Annotated in this window: 18 protein-coding genes and 1 tRNA gene; 12 read left to right on the top strand and 7 right to left on the bottom strand. The window is 41.6% G+C overall.

The window, feature by feature from the left end; translation table 11 throughout:
• Positions 1-5 precede the first annotated feature (5 nt).
• The 8 genes from H0Z23_RS02170 to H0Z23_RS02135 all read left to right on the top strand — a co-directional run bounded on the left by H0Z23_RS02170 (position 6) and on the right by H0Z23_RS02135 (position 7958).
• A complete protein-coding gene (locus H0Z23_RS02170; protein ID WP_296867315.1) occupies positions 6-869 on the top strand; it encodes a transketolase in 864 nt (287 codons plus the stop codon).
• On the top strand, positions 862-1806 hold the full coding sequence (locus tag H0Z23_RS02165) for a transketolase C-terminal domain-containing protein (protein WP_296867314.1): 945 nt from the start codon (positions 862-864) through the stop codon (positions 1804-1806). The genes H0Z23_RS02170 and H0Z23_RS02165 overlap by 8 nt, the downstream gene beginning before the upstream one ends.
• 2 nt (positions 1807-1808) lie before the next feature.
• Complete coding sequence (locus H0Z23_RS02160; RefSeq protein WP_296867313.1) at positions 1809-2504, top strand: ATP-binding cassette domain-containing protein; 696 nt, start codon at positions 1809-1811, stop codon at positions 2502-2504.
• 115 nt (positions 2505-2619) lie between these two features.
• Positions 2620-3378 (top strand): permease-like cell division protein FtsX, encoded by a 759-nt coding sequence (locus H0Z23_RS02155; RefSeq protein ID WP_296867312.1) that lies wholly within the window; start codon positions 2620-2622, stop codon positions 3376-3378.
• Between the two features lie 21 nt (positions 3379-3399).
• Positions 3400-4608 carry a peptidoglycan DD-metalloendopeptidase family protein gene (locus tag H0Z23_RS02150; protein ID WP_296867311.1) on the top strand — a complete coding sequence of 403 codons (1209 nt, stop codon included), beginning with the start codon at positions 3400-3402 and terminating at the stop codon, positions 4606-4608.
• Positions 4609-4654: 46 nt separating this feature from the next.
• Positions 4655-5863, top strand: coding sequence for a S41 family peptidase (locus H0Z23_RS02145; RefSeq protein ID WP_296867310.1), 1209 nt, complete (start codon positions 4655-4657; stop codon positions 5861-5863).
• Positions 5864-5916: 53 nt separating this feature from the next.
• Positions 5917-6669, top strand: coding sequence for a divergent polysaccharide deacetylase family protein (locus H0Z23_RS02140; protein ID WP_296867309.1), 753 nt, complete (start codon positions 5917-5919; stop codon positions 6667-6669).
• Between the two features lie 2 nt (positions 6670-6671).
• Complete coding sequence (locus tag H0Z23_RS02135) at positions 6672-7958, top strand: adenylosuccinate synthase (RefSeq protein WP_296867308.1); 1287 nt, start codon at positions 6672-6674, stop codon at positions 7956-7958.
• Between the two features lie 72 nt (positions 7959-8030).
• On the opposite strand, the gene H0Z23_RS02130 is transcribed toward H0Z23_RS02135, so the two are convergent.
• Positions 8031-8105 (bottom strand) — tRNA-Val (locus tag H0Z23_RS02130).
• 149 nt (positions 8106-8254) lie between these two features.
• On the opposite strand from H0Z23_RS02130, the gene H0Z23_RS02125 reads away from it, so the two are divergent.
• Entirely contained in the window at positions 8255-8728 is a 474-nt protein-coding gene (locus H0Z23_RS02125; RefSeq protein WP_296867307.1) for a hypothetical protein, read from the top strand.
• Positions 8729-8773: 45 nt separating this feature from the next.
• A complete protein-coding gene (locus tag H0Z23_RS02120) occupies positions 8774-10393 on the top strand; it encodes a carbon starvation protein A (protein WP_296867306.1) in 1620 nt (539 codons plus the stop codon).
• Between the two features lie 121 nt (positions 10394-10514).
• Here the strand turns inward: H0Z23_RS02120 and H0Z23_RS02115 are convergent, their stop codons facing one another.
• From H0Z23_RS02115 to H0Z23_RS02105, 3 genes are all read right to left on the bottom strand, one after another.
• Entirely contained in the window at positions 10515-10685 is a 171-nt protein-coding gene (locus tag H0Z23_RS02115) for a hydrogenase expression protein HypA/HybF (protein WP_296867305.1), read from the bottom strand.
• A gap of 131 nt (positions 10686-10816) precedes the next feature.
• Positions 10817-11503 (bottom strand): aromatic aminobenezylarsenical efflux permease ArsG family transporter, encoded by a 687-nt coding sequence (locus H0Z23_RS02110; RefSeq protein ID WP_296867304.1) that lies wholly within the window; start codon positions 11501-11503, stop codon positions 10817-10819.
• Positions 11503-12000, bottom strand: a complete 498-nt coding sequence (locus H0Z23_RS02105; protein ID WP_296867303.1) for a nitrophenyl compound nitroreductase subunit ArsF family protein — start codon at positions 11998-12000, stop codon at positions 11503-11505. The genes H0Z23_RS02110 and H0Z23_RS02105 overlap by 1 nt, the downstream gene beginning before the upstream one ends.
• A 136-nt stretch (positions 12001-12136) precedes the next feature.
• Here H0Z23_RS02105 and H0Z23_RS02100 point away from each other — a divergent pair, with 136 nt between their 5' ends.
• Entirely contained in the window at positions 12137-14356 is a 2220-nt protein-coding gene (locus H0Z23_RS02100; RefSeq protein WP_296867302.1) for a cation-translocating P-type ATPase, read from the top strand.
• A gap of 4 nt (positions 14357-14360) precedes the next feature.
• Positions 14361-14561 carry a heavy-metal-associated domain-containing protein gene (locus H0Z23_RS02095; protein WP_296867301.1) on the top strand — a complete coding sequence of 67 codons (201 nt, stop codon included), beginning with the start codon at positions 14361-14363 and terminating at the stop codon, positions 14559-14561.
• A 19-nt stretch (positions 14562-14580) separates the two neighbouring features.
• Here H0Z23_RS02095 and H0Z23_RS02090 read toward each other — a convergent pair whose 3' ends face one another.
• The 3 genes from H0Z23_RS02090 to folP are packed head-to-tail and all read right to left on the bottom strand — an operon-like array spanning position 14581 to position 17051.
• Positions 14581-15327, bottom strand: a complete 747-nt coding sequence (locus tag H0Z23_RS02090) for a hypothetical protein (protein ID WP_296867300.1) — start codon at positions 15325-15327, stop codon at positions 14581-14583.
• Between the two features lie 26 nt (positions 15328-15353).
• The gene (folK, locus tag H0Z23_RS02085; RefSeq protein ID WP_296867299.1) at positions 15354-15839 is read right to left on the bottom strand and encodes a 2-amino-4-hydroxy-6-hydroxymethyldihydropteridine diphosphokinase; all 486 of its coding nucleotides are present in this window, start codon (positions 15837-15839) and stop codon (positions 15354-15356) included.
• The gene (gene folP / locus H0Z23_RS02080) at positions 15840-17051 is read right to left on the bottom strand and encodes a dihydropteroate synthase (protein WP_296867298.1); all 1212 of its coding nucleotides are present in this window, start codon (positions 17049-17051) and stop codon (positions 15840-15842) included. It lies immediately after the preceding gene.
• Positions 17052-17081 lie beyond the last annotated feature (30 nt).

Genomic DNA, 17081 nt, shown 5'->3' with positions numbered 1-17081 from the left:
TTGATATGGACAAAGACAGAGAGAAGTTCTTAGCGAAGACGGCGTTAGAAGTTAGAAAAGACGTAGTAAGGACTATAGGAGTTGCCAACGCAAACCATCTAGCGTCTTCCCTTTCGGTTGTGGAAATACTTGTATATCTGTATTGGGAAGTCATGCGGGTTGATCCTCAACGGCCTAATTGGGAAGGGCGTGACCGTCTTGTTTTTAGCAAGGGACATGCGTGTCCAGCTTTGTATGCTGTTTTAGCACGGCTAGGCTTTTTTGGCCGAGAAGAGCTTTGGAGTTACAAGAGGCTTGGTTCTATGTTGCAAGGGCATCCTGAGTATCGCAGGACTCCGGGAATAGATGCGTCCAGCGGTTCTTTAGGGATGGGGCTAGGCATAGCTGTAGGTATGGCCCTTTCTTTGAGGTTAAGAAAGTCTGCCAGTAAGGTATATTGTTTGTTAGGTGACGGAGAGTTTCAGGAAGGAGTTGTTTGGGAATCCATAATGAATGCTAGCCATTACAAATTGGATAACCTTACGGCAATAGTCGATGTTAATGGATGCCAAATGGAGGGAAGAATTGAGAATATAAGCAATTTGGAACCCATGGAGGAAAAACTTGAGGCTTTTGGGTGGAAGGTGCTTTCGTGCGATGGGCATGACCTGAAAGAATTAGAAAAAGTTTTCACAGAAATAAACATGCATAAAGGAAGTCCTACCATAATCTTGGCTAGAACACGACCGGGGAAAGGGCTAAAGAAAATAGAGGAAGGCTTGCTTCGTCCAACGGAACCTGTTACTCGTCTTCTAATGGAAGAAGCGCTTAGGGAGCTGGAGGCATTTGACAAGGCATATTTCCAAGAAGGGGAAGAGCAAAGTGGATAAGAAGAGTAGCCGTGATGGATTTGGAAAGGCCCTATGTGAATTGGGTCGCCTAAGAGAAGATGTGGTTGTTGTAGATGCGGATGTAGCAACTTCAACTCGTACGGAGGGTTTTAGAAGAGCCTTTAATAAAAGGTTTTTTAATGTGGGAATAGCAGAACAAGAGGCCGTTTTAGTAGCTTCTGGTATGGCTCTCTGTGGAGAACTCCCCTTTGTAAGCTCCTTTGCTGCTTTTCTTACTACCAGGGCGTATGAGCAGATCCGAACTTGTGTTGCCATGCCTAACCTAAATGTAAAACTAGTTGGCACCCATGGTGGAATAACGGTAGGGGAAGATGGCGTCACTCATCAGATGACAGAGGACATTGCTCTTATGAGAAGTTTGCCCAATATGAAGGTTTTTGTAGCTTCAGATTTTCATTCAGCGGCAGTGTTGACCCTGCTCCTAGGTGAAATACAGGGGCCAGCTTATTTGAGGGTAGGACGAGAGCCCACCCCGGAAATTTATAAAGAAGATGATAAAGATTTCCACCCAGGAGCGGCTAAGTTACTAAGACCTGGAGATGGAGTGACAATATGTGCCTGTGGGATTATGGTGCATGAGGCCCTTAAAGCTGCGGCGATCCTTGGGCGACAAGGCATAAATGCTGAGGTTTTGGACTGCTATTGTATAAAGCCTCTGGCGGTCCAGCAAATCCTTGCTTCCATTAGGAGGACAGGATGTTGTGTGGTTGCTGAGGAGCATAATGTTATTGGTGGCCTTGGTGAGGCTGTTGCTAGAGTAATAAGCGAGGAGTACCCTGTTCCTATAAGGTTGGTAGGAGTTGCTGACAGATATGGTCAAAGTGGTACAGCGAGGGAGCTTCAGGAATATTATGGATTGACTTACAGAGAGATAGTAGGTGCTTCTGCTCAAGTTTGGGCTTTGAGAAGGAGGTAAGCATGGAAATAAAAATAGAGAACGTCATAAAGCAGTTCCCTCCAGATATTTTAGCTCTCAGGAACATAAATATTACTATTCCGCAAGGTGATTTTGTCTATTTGGTAGGTCCTACAGGGTCGGGCAAAACTACTCTAATGCGCCTTATAACGAGAGAGGTAGTTCCCACTAAAGGAAGAGTGTTAGTCGGAGGAACAGATCTGCGCAAATTAGGTATGACAGATATTGCCTATTACAGAAGGGAAATAGGGGTGGTCTTTCAAGACTTTCGTTTGCTGTCCCACCTGACGGCTTATGAAAACCTAACCTTCGTCCAAGAAGCGATAGGAATGCCTAAAGACCTTATAGAAGAGAGGACAAATGAGATCCTGGACAAAATGGGTCTTTGGCGTAGGCGATTTCTTTATCCTGAGCAGCTTTCTGGTGGGGAGCAGCAGAGGCTGGCTATAGCGAGGGCTACTATAAATTGTCCCAGTATTTTGTTGGCTGATGAGCCTACAGGGAATTTGGATTTGCAAACCGCAGAGGCCATAATGAAAATTCTACTATCAATAAATGCTATGGGAACTACAGTTGTTGTGGCTACTCACAACCAATATATTGTTGATGAATTTAGGCAGAGAGTTATTAGTTTGAGAGGGGGACGCGTTGTAAGAGATGAAAGGAAGGGTAGGTTTGAGATAAATGACGACTTTTAGCTATGTCCTTCGTGATGCGTTCCGATTGGTTACAAGAAATATTACTCTAAGTTTTCTGACACTTGTTACGACTGTGGCGGTTTTTTTCTTGATGAGTTGCAGCATTTTATTTGTAATGAATACAAAGCATATTGTTGCAGGAATAGAAAATAATCTTGTGATTACAGCTTACGTAAATAAAAAAGGAACTGCAGCAGAGGTTGTGGCTGATAAGATTGGAAAGTTGGATTGTGTTGATTCGGTTAGGATTGTTACACCGGACAAAGCGTTGGAAATATTAAGAGCGAGGCTTGGGAATCAGGCAGATGTTTTAACTTTGCTTGATGATAACCCTCTCCCCCCGAGTGTGGAAATAAAGCTAAAGAATGCTAGTGCTGTTTCAGTCGTAGCTAGAGAGCTTTTGTCCATGGAAGAAGTGGAGGATATAGTATATGCAGGGGAGTTGGCGAAACGATTAGAGATAATATCAAGATTCATCTCAAAGTTTTCTTTTGGGGTATTAGCCATTGCGTTAGCCGTAGGTGCCTTGGTGGTTTTCAATACCATACGAATCGGAGTATATGCTAGGAGAGAGGAAATAGAGATAATGCTGCTAATAGGTGCTACGCCTGGGTTTGTGGCTTTCCCTTTTGTTCTTCATGGATCCATCATAAGTGCATTAGGGGCATTATTAGCAGGAGCAAGTGTGTTTTTATCATACGATAGGGTTGTGGGCGCCTTAAAGGCCAGCATGCCCTTTTTAAATTTTATGACAGATAGAGCGGTTGTTATGGATTTATGGCTTTTGCTAGTTGGTGGAGGGTTGACTGTGGGATGGATCTGTAGTTGGCTGGCAGTTTCCAAGTTTGTTAGACAAGCTATGAGGCCCCATTAGTGCTGTTGGGGGGTAGAGGTGATGTATAAAAGGCGCTGCATAGCCATATTATTGTTTTTTATAGCTCTTTTTGGAGGGGGAATTTCAGCATGTCTTATATCAACGATTGCTCTTGCAAGTAGCTCCGCCGCTTCAGATTTAGATACTTCGATCAAAATAGAAGAAAAGCGCCTTGAGACGATAAAAAGGCAGATAAATTACCATAAGCGCCAGGTTTTGCAAGCCAAGAAAAAGGAGAAAAATATCTTAAAAGATCTTTCGGGAATAGGGCAGAATATAGTGTTATTAGAACAGCAAATCAAGCTTTTGAACCTTAAAGAGAAGCGCACTCAAATGAAAATAGAGGAACTTACTAAGAAAATATCTAAAACCAATGGAAATATTGACTCAGCCAAAAAAATATTAACGAGGCGTCTTGTGGCCTTATATAAATATGGTAATGTTGCACAATTTAATCTTATTTTATCAGCATCGAGCGCTCATGAAGTTCTAAACAATGTATTCCTGCTAAGGAGGATATCTGAACAAGACAAGAGATTAATTTCAACATTGATGGATTCCTCAAAGAGACTTGAGGAGTCCAAGAAAGAACTAGAAGCTCATAAAGGGCTTTTAATTAAGCAGAAGGCTGAACTTGAGAGCAAAAAACGTGCGCTGAGAGTGGCCCAAGCAAAGAGAGAAGAGTTGCTTAAAAGGATCTCTAAACGGAAAGAACTTCACATGAAGGCAGCCAAGGAACTTCAGGATGCTCAAGAGGAATTGAAAAATAAAATAAGATATTTAATCTCAAAGAAGAGACAATTGGCCTCTAGAAGTTCTTCTGCTGTCCTTACGTATAAGGGAGGAAAACTGCGGTGGCCTGTGAGAGGAAAAATTACTAGTAGATTCGGGGTGAGGGTACATCCTGTTTTCAAGACGAAAACGGTGCATACCGGATTGGATATAAGCGCAAAGGAAGGAAGTCCTGTAAAGGCAGCGGCCGATGGAGAGGTCCTGTTTACGGGTTGGCTTAATGGATATGGACAGATAATTGTTTTGGACCATGGGAGCAATCTAACTACAGTTTATGCTCACCTTTCGAGGGTGTCTGTTTCGGAGGGTAGTAAGGTGAGAGCAGGACAAACCATAGGAAACGTTGGGAAAACAGGTTTAACAACAGGAGCCCACCTTCATTTTGAAGTGAGGGTAAATGGCAAAGCTGTAGACCCTATGAAGTATTTAAGGCGATAGATAGTAAGCATCACATCAGATGTCGTTAGAGAGGTGGACGTAGGAAATGTGGAAGAGATTTAGGGATGTGATTATCGGAGTTATTATCGGTATTATCCTTGCAGGTGGGGTTCTGATAACCTTTGCAGAAGAAGACAAGATATTAAAGAACCCAGAGATAAAGGAATTATTGCCTTTTAGTCCTTCAGAGTTGTGGTTGATAAAGCAAGCTAGAATAATAATGGAAACTTACTACGTTGAGCCCCCAGAGAACATAAAGGAAGAGGAGATCCTTTATGGAGCTATCGAAGGAATGGTTAAATCTTGGGGAGATCCATATACACGTTTCGTGGATCCCAAAGAATTAGAAAATGAAGAGATAGAAATGGAAGGAGAATATGGAGGACTTGGAATATATATTGGGCAGAGAGATGGTAGGACACTGATAATAAGCCCAATTGAAGATACGCCTGCAGAGAGAGCAGGCGTTAAGCCCATGGACGAGATCGTAAAAATAGGTGACGAAGTGATTTATGGATGGGATCAAGACAAGGTTGTTAAGAATCTTAGGGGAGAACCAGGGACCAAAGTAACTATATGGGTTAGAAGAGAAGACCATGAGGGCCTTATTAAATTTGAAATAACCCGTGAGCTTATTCAAATACACACAGTAAGGCATGAGATGTTGGATAAATTTGGGTATATAAGAATAATACAATTTAATCAAAAGACAAAGAAAGAATTTATGGATGCTCTTAATGACGTTATTTCAAAGGGCGCAAAAGGGATTGTCTTGGATCTAAGAAACAACCCTGGAGGCCTTTTAGATGCCTGCATAGGGGTTGCGGATTTACTTATAGACGATGGGGTGATAGTTAGCACTAAGGGACGTTTTGAAAGGGCCAACGAAGTTTATTATGGCACACCAGGCAGGATGACGGATAGCCCAATCGTGGTTTTAGTGAATGAAGGGAGTGCCAGTGCGTCAGAGATTCTAGCTGGTGCTCTTAAGGACCATAAAAGGGCTACGATAATGGGCAAAAAGACCTTTGGTAAGGGGTCAGTGCAAACGTTGTTCTACCTGCCAGATGCATCCGGTATTTTCGTTACTATAGCTAAATACTATACGCCTAATGGTACAGTTATAGATAAGAAGGGCTTAGAACCCAACGTAGTGGTAGAGGGAGAGTTTCAGAAAGATCATACAAAGGATGTACAACTTAAAAGAGCTCTAGAAGAGCTTAACAAGCTCACACTGCAGGAGGTTAAGCCTTAAAACTAGGGGCTTTGCAAGAAGAAGGAAGGTCGATTTACATAAAAGCGACAGTTTTGCATTGGATTTTTTTAACTGTAATAATCTGCGCTTGTTTTTATGATAGAACGTGTGCCTTTGCGGTTAATAAGCCAAAAGTGGCTATAGTGGTTGACGATTTTGGTTTTTCTCTAGTAGAGGCAAAGAAGATAGCAGATATTGATTTACCGTTAACATGGGCCATAATCCCATATAAGTCTTACAGTGCAAAAATAGCAGAAATGGCGAGAAATAGAGGAATACCTTTTATTGTTCATCTTCCTATGCAAGCTTATTCTGATTCCGATAAAGGGCCCTTTCTTGTGGGGGTGAATATGTCGTATAACAGGATTAGGCAAGTTGTAAGAAATGCCATATGGTCCCTTCCAGGGACGTGTGGCCTTAATAACCACAGAGGGTCAAGGGCAACATCTGACAGGAGAGTTATGACTGCAGTGATTGATGAAATAGCAGCGGAGGGGTTGCTGTTTTTAGATAGTAGGACTAGCTCTAATTCAGTAGCTTTCGAAGTTGCTCGCAAAGCAGGAGTGCCAAGTGCAAGGAATAGGGTGTTTCTTGATGGAGATCCTGATATAAATGTTATGAAGAATCGATTCGCTCAGCTTAAGAAGATAGCCAAAAAAAATGGGGGAGCTGTAGGAATTTGCCACGTAAGAGAAAACACCATTATATTTTTGGAATCTATATACAAAAGTGCCCATCCTGATGTAGAATTTGTCACTGTGCCTGAATATCTTGAAAATTACCCTCTGGGCATAGAGGAGGAATAGTTGTGAGAGGGAAGATTGAAGCCTTATTAGGAGCCCAATGGGGCGATGAAGGAAAAGGAAGGGTCGTAGATGCTATAGCGTCAAGAGTTGATGTGGTTGCTCGATTCCAAGGAGGTGCCAATGCGGGCCATACTGTAATAGCGGAAGGTGAGAAACATGTATTTCATCTTCTACCTTCGGGTATCCTTTTCTCTGGTAAAACATGCATAATTGGCAATGGAGTAGTTGTAGATCCAGATCAATTGCTAGAGGAGCTGGGAGAACTTCAGAAAAAACATAAAGATAGAGCCAGATTGATAATAAGCGGGGCTGCCCATGTTGTTATGCCTTATCATAAATTCCTTGATGGTATGGAAGAGAGATTCCGTGGTATTGGAAGACGGATTGGTACCACGAAAAGAGGAATAGGGCCTTGTTATGTTGATAAGATAAGTAGATGTGGTATCAGGGTTGAGGATTTGTTGAATGAAGATGTGTTGAGAGAAAAGCTTTCCTATAATTTAGAGTTGAAAAACGCTATCCTTTCGAAGGTATATAACGAAGAGCCTTTAGCTTTCGGCAAAGTTTTTGAACAAGCCAAGGAATGGGGGGCAAGATTAGCTCCTTTTGTAGGAGATTGTTCTTTGGAGATTGAAAAGGCTCTGCAGCAAGGAAAGACAGTCCTGTTAGAGGGAGCCCAGGGAGCTCTTCTGGACATAGACCATGGGACTTACCCTTATGTTACGAGTTCTAATGCCACCATAGGTGGAGGCTTGACAGGTTTGGGGATAGGCCCATCTTCCATTTCCAATGTTATAGGGGTTGCTAAGGCTTATTGCACTAGGGTTGGAGCTGGTCCTTTCCCTACAGAAGCTGGTGAGGAAACCGCTAACTTACTTAGAGAGCGTGGTGGAGAATACGGGGCAACTACAGGTAGGCCAAGGCGCTGTGGGTGGTTGGATTTGGTTGCCTTGCGTTATGCAGTGAGGGTAAATGGCATAACCATGTTGGCTCTTACAAAGTTGGATGTCTTATCTGGACTAGACAAAATTCATGTTTGCACGTCTTATATCAGTGATGAGGGTAAGACTGAGAATTTTTCTGGAAGTAGTACTTTTTTGGAGAAAGTTAAACCTATCTACGAAGAATTGCCAGGATGGCCAGAGGATATAGGAGACTGCAGGACTTTTGAATCTCTTCCGAAAGAGGCTAGGATGTACGTAGAATTCATCGAAGAAAAGGTGGGGATTCCCATTACTTTGATAGGAGTGGGACCAGAAAGGGAACAAGCTATAAGAAGAGGAATATAACTTTGTTGTATCCGTGAATGGTTGGGTAAAAAAAGGAGAGGAGCAAAAGCTCCTCTCCTTTTTTACTTTATATGGTGGGCGACACAGGGTTCGAACCTGTGACCTCTTCCGTGTGAAGGAAGCGCTCTCCCACTGAGCTAGTCGCCCTTCGCCGGACATTATATATGGCAAAACATATTTTTGCAACTTCATTTTTCCTGAATAAGCGTTGTTAGGCATTGATTGTACCGTGATAATATATTGCACATTTTAAGCAGTATTGTATAATGAATATTAAACACAAGGTGGTGAATGTTTTGTTTTCCCATAGGAAAGTATTTGAAATTAATTTTTTTTGGGAAGAATACGGTTTTACGCTGTGGGAATGGCATGATTTGAGAGGGTTTTATCGGAAAGTAACATTCAAGAAAGATTCTCTTATGGGCGAGATTGCCAGGTATTATGCTTATGATTATGTAATCTTTAGCCATCAAGGCTTGGCTTCGGCTCAAAAAATTTTGGAGCAGTGGAAGCCCATACCAGATGTTATGACTCAGCGCGTTCTTTTAGTGACAGAAAACCCCGCCTTAACTCATACCAAGATGTTTCACAAGAGCTTTTTATTTGGTTTCCGTGGTTGGATTGATTTGTTCTTTTATCATCCGGAGGACAAAAAGGTTCATAGAAAATTTTCTGATCTAGCTACCCTTGTGAGAAATGCTTTGGTTGTTTCGAGCAAGATTAGCGACAAAACAGAAAGGAGGGAAGCTGTCAAGCAAGAAGAGTTATGACAGGTTTTGAACGAAAATTTATATTTTGAATAGGAGGTGCAGAAAATGTATGCGGGTCTTTTTATAGGTGCGGTGGTCTTTTTTGCTATATGTTATGTTTTTTACGGAAGATTTCAAGCACGTGTATATGGCCTCAGCGAAGACAATAAACCCCCATCTGAGCTGTATTTCGATGGTGTAGACTATGTTCCTGCGCATCCTGCTGTTCTTTTGGGACACCACTTTGCTTCTATTGCTGGAGCAGGGCCCATAGTTGGACCTATAGCTGCAGCCAATCTTTTTGGATGGTTGCCTACATATTTATGGTGTTTGATAGGGTCCGCCTTTTTAGGTGGTGTACATGATATGGGTGCCCTTGTATCATCTATGCGCCACAAGGGGCTATCTGTCGGTGAAGTCGTGGATAAATGGATAGGAAGAAAAGGTAAGAGGCTCTTCTTGACGTTTACGTGGCTTGCTTTGACTTTGGTTATAGCAGTCTTTTTGGAACTTTCGGCCAGTACCTTTGCTGCAGATCCTGCGGTAGCTTTTTCTGGTACCCTTTATATATTCATGGCCATGATTTTCGGGGTTTTGATATATAAAAGAGGAGTTTCTTTGAGTGTAGTAACTGTTGTCATGGTTCCTATAGTTATAGGGGCAGTTTTCTTTGCTAGCGGCAATGAGTGGGTGCAGTCTACTTTTGCCCTTTCCAAAAATACCTGGAGGCTTATTCTTACAGTATATATATTCTTTGCTTCTGTCCTTCCAGTATGGCTTCTTTTGCAGCCCAGGGACTATCTAGCTTCTTATATGCTTTATTTCTCTGTATTATTGGGTGCCATAGGCATGATATTTGGAAGCAAGTTTGAAGTTAACCTTCCGGCTTTCAAAGGGGTAAACCCAACTGAAGGGGTTTACCTTTGGCCTATGCTCTTCGTAATTGTTGCTTGTGGAGCTATTTCAGGATTCCATTCTCTTGTGGGAAGCGGAACGACATCTAAGCAGCTTCGTAAGGAAACGGATGCCAAGTTGGTGGGTTACGGTTCTATGCTTCTTGAAGGAGTTGTAGCCGTTATAGCTATTGGGACGGTCATGATGGCAGGAGGAATCCTGAAAGGTGGACCCACTGTGACTTATGGGAAAGGCCTTGGCCAGTTTGCTTCTCTGATAGGTATAAATCCTAAAGTTGGAACTTCTTTGGGGCTTTTGGCGTTGAACTCTTTCCTCTTGACTTCGTTAGATACTGCTACTAGGCTTGCAAGATACCAGTTCCAGGAATTTTTTGATATGAAAATAAACCGCTATGTAGCTACAGCTATAGGTGTGGGTGTGGCTTTAGTCCTTCTCTATTACAAAACTGGAGGCACTCCTGCGTGGAAGCTTATTTGGCCTGTATTTGGAGCTTCAAATCAGCTGGTTGCAGCCCTGGCGCTTTTGGCCCTTGCTGTATGGGTGAAGTTGGGGCTTAAGAAGAACAATGCTTTTGCCATGTATCCTTTCTTCTTTATGATTGCTACTACGATGGCAGCCCTGTTCTTTTTGATCAAGGCTAACATAAAAAATCCCCTTCTCGCAGGTATATCAATATTGCTTGTCATTCTTGCTGTAATGCTGGTTAAGGAGGCAAAAGATGCCTTGTCTGGCCATGGCCCAAGCGCAGGGGAAAGTAATGCTGCTGAATAAAAATGCTGAACAAAAAAGCTAAATAAATACTTGCAAGAAGAGGCTGGTTGTAGAATATAACCAGCCTCTTTACTTTTACGTTCATAGTTCTACAGATTAATGGGGAAAAGAGTAGTGGTAGTTATTTTATTTTTGGAACGCTGAAACTTTTGCTGCTCCACGATTTTCCCTTAATAGGTTCGCCTTCAACAAGTTCCACAAATCTGTTCAAACACTTGGGGCATTTTAAACCTGGCGATATGCTTTCTACTTCGAACACATGCCCGCAATGGAGACACTTGAATTTCTTCATATCGTAACACCTCCATTGTGCCCGATTTTTTTTGCTTGTTATATTTTTAGAAATCCACGATTATTATAATAAAAAATTCTTGTAAGTAAGTAAATAAATGATTGTTACTTGCTCTTGCCTCTTGAGTTAAGTCAAATTAAGGTTTTGAGGTTATAAACAATGCAGAAATAAAGTCCTATGAATATCATGACAAGACCGCTGGTGCCCCTAATCCATATCTGGATGTGTTGAAGCTTTTGTTCTGATTTTATAAAAGCTGTAATTCCTAAGGATAAGGAAAAAGCCAGTAAGCTTACTGGTAGAGCTGTTCCTAGACCGAATATGGCAGAAAGCAGAAGAGCTCTTTGCGCCTTTACAGCCAGAGGGATAAGACCGCCGAAGAACAGGGCAGCAGATACCGGACATAGAGCTAGTGCGAATATAATTCCCATGAGGAAAGCACCTTTTGAACTGCCAATATGAGAGTTACAAACTCGTATTCTTGAGGTTATCTTCATAGGGGGGATTTCGAGTAAGTCAAGGACAAAAACCCCTACTATTATTAGGATTGGGCCTAAGAACATATTACCGTGCTTCTGCAGTGCCATAGATATAATAGGTACAGACGAGGTACTTTTGACCATCAGGAAGCCCAGAAATGTGAAGGTCACTATTCTGCCCAGCGTGTAGAATAACCCTGCCTTTAGGACTTGTTTGCGGTGTGTACAGTCCCTCTCAATGAAAGAAAAAGCAGCAATGTTGGATGCAAGAGGGCATGGACTTATGGATGCGAGTATTCCTAACCATAAAGCAGAAGAAGATAAGAGTATAACATCCATTATGAGCACCCTCCCGCGAACTTAAGTATTTGTTCTTTAATATATTTTCTAAGAATTTCCCTGTCTGAAGCCAAGTTCCACACTTCATCCAAACGCTTCCAGTTTTTGTGATCTGCTGAGTCCTGAAGTACCACAGTGGTAGAAAAAAGATTGAATCGAGTTATGTATTTTTCATTTCCTGCCTCTTCGATGTTTATTCCTTTCCACTCTATATTTATGGCACATTTTTTGAAGTATGTTTCCTCTATATCTGAAATAGCTTCTATGGTTGCATCTTTTATTGCGTCGCAGGTGGGACACTTACCATTGCCATAAAAGAAATATACCCTAATTGTGCGCTTAGCACTTTCCGGTGGAGAGGCTGTGGTGATGTCTGATTTTTTTGCAGATATGGCGTTTTTATTATCAAAAGTTTTATATAGGTCAATAAATGCAGCAAGCATGCAAATAACTGCAAAAAAAACTAAAGCCAAACCTGTCACTCGTTTTATGCTCATAAGTTAGTTTCACCAACCCTAGTGTTGTTTGATATTTCTATAACAATACCTTACATGGTATATTATACGTTAAATAATGTTTCCAATTCAACCTAGAGGAGCAAATAAGCAAGTAAAGGGAAATGAGGTGATCTGAATGGAACGAGCTGTTTACCGCGAGTCCGATAAAAATAGTGTCATAAATAATAGTAATAGTGATACGGAAGATGAAAATAAGTATGTGAAGTTCTCTTTTAAAATTTTGGGTATGACCTGTGCAACCTGTGCTAAAAATGTTGAAAGAGCTTTGAATAAAGTTGAAGACGTAAGTTTTGCTGCAGTCAATCTTGCTACTGAAACGGCTTTTGTTATCGCTGAGGAAGGTGTTACTTTCGAGGTGTTAAAACAGGCAGTAGCGAAAGTGGGGTACGAAGCTTCACAGGAAGCCTCAGAAAGTATAGAGCAAAAACGATATCAAGATACAAAGAGAGCTTTGTTTTGGGCTTTGGTTATTACTTTGCCTCTTTCGATTGCCATGTTCTTGCATATGTTAGGTTTTTATATTCCCTATTTTGAGGTTATTGAGTTTGTGGCAGGTGGGGTAGTTATATTTTACTCTGGAAGAAGCACCATCAGAGGAGCCTGGATAGCTCTTTCTCATTTTCATACCAATATGGATGTCCTTATTTTTCTAGGTGCCACTGCCTCGTGGCTTACTGCAGGACTGGCTTTGTTGGGAGTGCCTATAGTTTCCTTCGGAGCTATTGGCGCTATGATAGTTGCTCTCCATATTACAGGTCGGTATATAGAGTCCAGGTTACGTGATAAGGCAACCAAGGAAATCCGTTCTCTTATTAAGCTTCAGGCAAGGGAAGCGAGAGTTATTGTTGAAGATAAAGAGGTAATGGTACCGATAGATGCTGTAAAAGAAAACTTTCTTGTGCTTGTTAAGCCGGGGGAGAGGATACCGGTTGATGGAGTGATAGAGGAGGGCGTTTCTTCGGTAGATGAATCTATGATAACAGGAGAGGCGATTCCTGTTGCCAAAGAAAAAGGCTCGTTTGTAACAGGTGGGTCTATTAATCTTACTGGCCCTATAAAGGTTTTAGTGACTAAAGTGGGTGATGATACATTCCTGTCAAAAATGATAGATTTGGTTCAGGATGCTCAAGGAACAAAGGTGCCTCTGCAGGCGCTAGCTGATAGAATCACCTTGTTTTTTGTTCCTACAATTGTGTTTTTGGCACTTTTAGCCTCCCTTCTATGGTATTTCAACGGTGATGTTTTTTACTCATACGTATTCAAGATAGGCCATATCTTGCCCTGGATTGCAGTTCCTAATGATCCTATATCTTCTGCTATTTTCGTATTGGTAGCGACGTTGGTTATAGCTTGCCCCTGTGCTTTGGGCCTTGCTACTCCTATGGCCCTGGTCGCAGCTGCAGGTGAGGCTTACAAACTGGGGCTTATTATAAGAAACGCTGAAGCTATACAAACTACCAAAGATATAGGAGTGATTGTGACAGATAAAACAGGCACATTGACAGAGGGTAATCCTGTAGTCACATATTACACTGTGCCTGAAGATGAACTAAAAATTGTTGCAGCTGCAGAAAGGCAATCTAATCACCCCTTGGCTAAAGCTATTTCTGCCCTCGAAAAAACTGAAGTAGAAGTTGAGGGGCTGGAAGAACGAACTGGAGAGGGGATATTTTTTAAATATCAAGGAAATGACTATAAAGTGGGTAAGCCCGAAGTTACAGAAGCATATTCAAAGTTTTTGGAAGAAGGTAAGACTGTCGTTGAAGTCTGGAAGAATGGTAAGTTATTAGGATTTATTGTTATAGAAGATCCAATAAGGAGTGATTCAAAGGAGGCTGTTCAAGCTCTTTACGATGAAGGTATAACAATAGTTATGGCTACAGGTGATAACCCTATTACAGCGAAGGCAGTAGCTGATAGATTAGGCATAAAAGAAGTTAAAGCCGGAGTTCATCCCGAGGGAAAGCTGGATATAATCAGATTTTGGCAGAAAACCGGCAAAAAGGTGATGATGGCCGGTGATGGCATGAATGATGCTGCAGCCCTTAAGGGTGCAGATGTTGGTGTGGCTATTGGTTCAGGGGCAGATCTTGCGATTGATAGTGCCGACATTGTCATAGTAAAGGGAGGCTTGGCTAAAGTAGCCAAGAGTATTTTGTTATCCAGAAAAACTTTCAAAGTAATAAGGCAAAATCTGTTTTGGGCCTTTTTATATAATATAGTGGCTATCCCAATGGCAATGGCAGGTATGTTGCATCCGGCCATTGCAGAAGTTGCTATGGCTATGAGCTCTATATCGGTAGTACTAAACTCTTTAAGGATAAAAGGGGATTGATAATATGCCTAAGGTTGTTTTTAAAGTTCCAGATATGTCTTGCGAGCATTGTGTTAGGCGGATAACACAAGTTCTGGCCAATGCTGGCTATGAGGACGCAAAAGTTTCATTGCCGGAGAAATTGGTGATGGTTGAGACCGAAAATCCACAGGAAATAATGAGACTTTTAGAGGAAATCGGTTATCCAGCAAGCGTGACCAGCTAGTTTTGTTAGTCTTTTATTTTTAGTTATTCCAGCGTAATGTAAGGATGCGTTTCCATTGGATGCTTTTTAGAGCATCTAATGTTGGTGGCGTGCCAGAAGATAGATTTTTATAGTCGTTAATTAGATAGAAATACGATTCCTTGCGTTTAGGGTACCGTTCTGAGCTCGCTACTAGCTCCGCTATTTTCAGAAGCTGTTTGTAAACCTCAGGTTGAGGCACAAATTTAGGACCATTATTTGTCAGTTTTATGGTGCAGACGAAAGTCAATGTTTTGGGCCCTCCAAATGGGGGTAAATCATCATATTTGGGCAATTGAGGCAGGACATAAGGCAAAACACCCTCTGGAAGGTTAAGTTTTATGGGTAAGTAATCCCAAAGGGTGCTTGCTACTGGACATATGTCTACCCATATGGTCTTTTGACGACTTGAGTAGCCAATCCACATTTGAAGTCCTCTTTGTCTATTTGTTGGTTCTCCGAAGGTTAGGACCCAAAGAATGTCTTTGGTTAGATCCTTATCCATGTCAAACTTCGAGTATTTTTGGCTAATCAGTAGACTCCCCTCTATGGGAAGGAGCTTTTGTATTCCTGCAGGGCTTCTAAAATATGCAGATTCCACCAGGCCTCTTGAAAAGTTTACTACTACGAAGAAGGGGCAACCTGGCACAGATAGTATTTTCATCTGCGCTATGGCAGGAGAACCTAAAAGCATAAAGCCTAATATCGAGATTACAAAAATTTGAATACCCCTTCTTATCAAATACATCTTTAGTCTCCCATTTTTAAAAATAATTACAGTTCTGTTATTCTCAAGATATCACATTCATGTAAATCTTCGGCCATTTGTTCTACTGTCTTTTTAAGGATGGGGTGAACCCACTGTGGAGATATTTGCTTCAAAGGAATCAGTACGAACGGTCTTTCGTGCATGTGCGGGTGAGGAACTTTTAGTGAAGGCCCATCTATTACTTTCTCATCATAAAAAATGATATCCAGGTCAATTTCCCTTGGACCCCACCGGAACCTCTGAATTCTTCCTACTTCATTTTCTATCTTTTTTAATTTTTCTAACAAATCGGCAGGGTTTATTTCTGTATCCATCAATAGGCAAGCATTGAGGAATCTAGGTTGATTGGTAACTCCAAAAGGAGGGGTCTCAAAGACGTCACTTGTCTTTATGATGTTAAAGCCCTCCTTTTTGAGGAGTAGAATCGCCTTTCTCAACGAACTTAGCCTATTGCCCAAGTTGCTTCCCATGCTTATAGCTACAAGGCTCACCTATTTGACCTCCTTTATGGCATTTATCATTCTTACGACATCATAATTTTCACTTACATCGTGTACTCTAACCAGAGGTACATCTTCCCAGGCACATAAAGCGGTTATGGCCAAGGTGCCTTGTAAGCGATCCTTAGGGTCATCTTTTTCCAGTACTGCTCCAATAGTACTTTTTCTTGAGTGGCCTATAAGCACGGGTCTGCCTAAAGCAGAGAAAGCTTTAAGGTTCTTCAGTATTATTAAATTGTGCTCCTTTGTCTTGCCGAAACCTAACCCCGGATCAATTACAATTTTTTCCGCATCTACGCCTGCACAGTTGGCAGCGTTTATCCTTTCGCTGAAGAAGTCAAGGATTTCTCCAAGGAGGTCATCATATTTGGGGTTTATCTGCATTGTTTTTGGAGTACCTTTCATGTGCATGAGAATGATAGGTGCTTTCTCCTGGGCAACCACGCGGAACATTTCAGGATCTAGCATACCTGCAGAGATGTCGTTAATTATGTTGGCACCTTCTCCAAGTGCGGCTTTTGCCATTTCTGCCTTTGTCGTATCGACGGATATGGGTAGGTTAAATCCTTCTTTTCTGAGCCTTTGTATCACAGGCAGGAGTCGTTCTTTTTCCGTTTCTTCCGATACAGGATCTGATCCAGGACGAGAAGATTCTGCTCCTATATCCAATATAACGGCACCTTTTTCTTTCATATCAAAGGCTCTTTTTACACATTGTTCCAGATCCGTTACTCTGCTTGTGGAGTAGAAGGAATCGGGAGTGATGTTAAGTATGCCCATGATTTTAGTGTTAGAGTTTAGCTTTATAATTTCTCCATTGCTTAAAGTAAGGTTCCATTCCTTTTGGGGAGCGTTTTTAAGGAATTTTTCAATCCCTTCCTTTATTTCGTTTAATCCCCAATACGGCATTGCCTCGAGTTTTTGTGTAAGTTTCTCTAGAGCGCTTTTTGTTCCTAATAGTACTACATTGCTTTTTTCTATAGTCCCCTGTATTACGTCTTTATGGACTATCACATCTCCACCTCGAGATAGTAATTCCTGCTTTAGTGCGTTTGCTGCTCGGTAATCGACGTTTCTAAAGGAAAGAGCGAAAGTTTCTTTTTTTGCATTGAAATAGGGAAAAGATCTTTTATCTGCTTTTACCTTTTCTAGTATATTTAGAAGATCTTTTTCGCATCGAATATTTGTGGCATATGGAAGCACTGGATTCCCCTCCTGCATTATTTATGTTTG

The sequence above is a fragment of the Thermovirga sp. genome, from assembly GCF_017656375.1.
GTDB lineage: Bacteria > Synergistota > Synergistia > Synergistales > Thermovirgaceae > Thermovirga.
Note: the sequence above shows the minus strand (reverse complement) of the source record. Positions and strands in the feature narration are given on the sequence as shown.

Coding starts and splice junctions, on each gene's coding strand:
- H0Z23_RS02170 (WP_296867315.1), top strand. CDS start 6: ATGGACAAAGACAGAGAGAAGTTCTTAGCGAAGACGGCGTTAGAAGTT.
- H0Z23_RS02160 (WP_296867313.1), top strand. CDS start 1,809: ATGGAAATAAAAATAGAGAACGTCATAAAGCAGTTCCCTCCAGATATT.
- H0Z23_RS02155 (WP_296867312.1), top strand. CDS start 2,620: ATGAATACAAAGCATATTGTTGCAGGAATAGAAAATAATCTTGTGATT.
- H0Z23_RS02150 (WP_296867311.1), top strand. CDS start 3,400: ATGTATAAAAGGCGCTGCATAGCCATATTATTGTTTTTTATAGCTCTT.
- H0Z23_RS02145 (WP_296867310.1), top strand. CDS start 4,655: ATGTGGAAGAGATTTAGGGATGTGATTATCGGAGTTATTATCGGTATT.
- H0Z23_RS02120 (WP_296867306.1), top strand. CDS start 8,774: ATGTATGCGGGTCTTTTTATAGGTGCGGTGGTCTTTTTTGCTATATGT.
- H0Z23_RS02115 (WP_296867305.1), bottom strand. CDS start 10,685: ATGAAGAAATTCAAGTGTCTCCATTGCGGGCATGTGTTCGAAGTAGAA.
- H0Z23_RS02110 (WP_296867304.1), bottom strand. CDS start 11,503: ATGGATGTTATACTCTTATCTTCTTCTGCTTTATGGTTAGGAATACTC.
- H0Z23_RS02105 (WP_296867303.1), bottom strand. CDS start 12,000: ATGAGCATAAAACGAGTGACAGGTTTGGCTTTAGTTTTTTTTGCAGTT.
- H0Z23_RS02100 (WP_296867302.1), top strand. CDS start 12,137: ATGGAACGAGCTGTTTACCGCGAGTCCGATAAAAATAGTGTCATAAAT.
- H0Z23_RS02095 (WP_296867301.1), top strand. CDS start 14,361: ATGCCTAAGGTTGTTTTTAAAGTTCCAGATATGTCTTGCGAGCATTGT.
- H0Z23_RS02090 (WP_296867300.1), bottom strand. CDS start 15,327: ATGTATTTGATAAGAAGGGGTATTCAAATTTTTGTAATCTCGATATTA.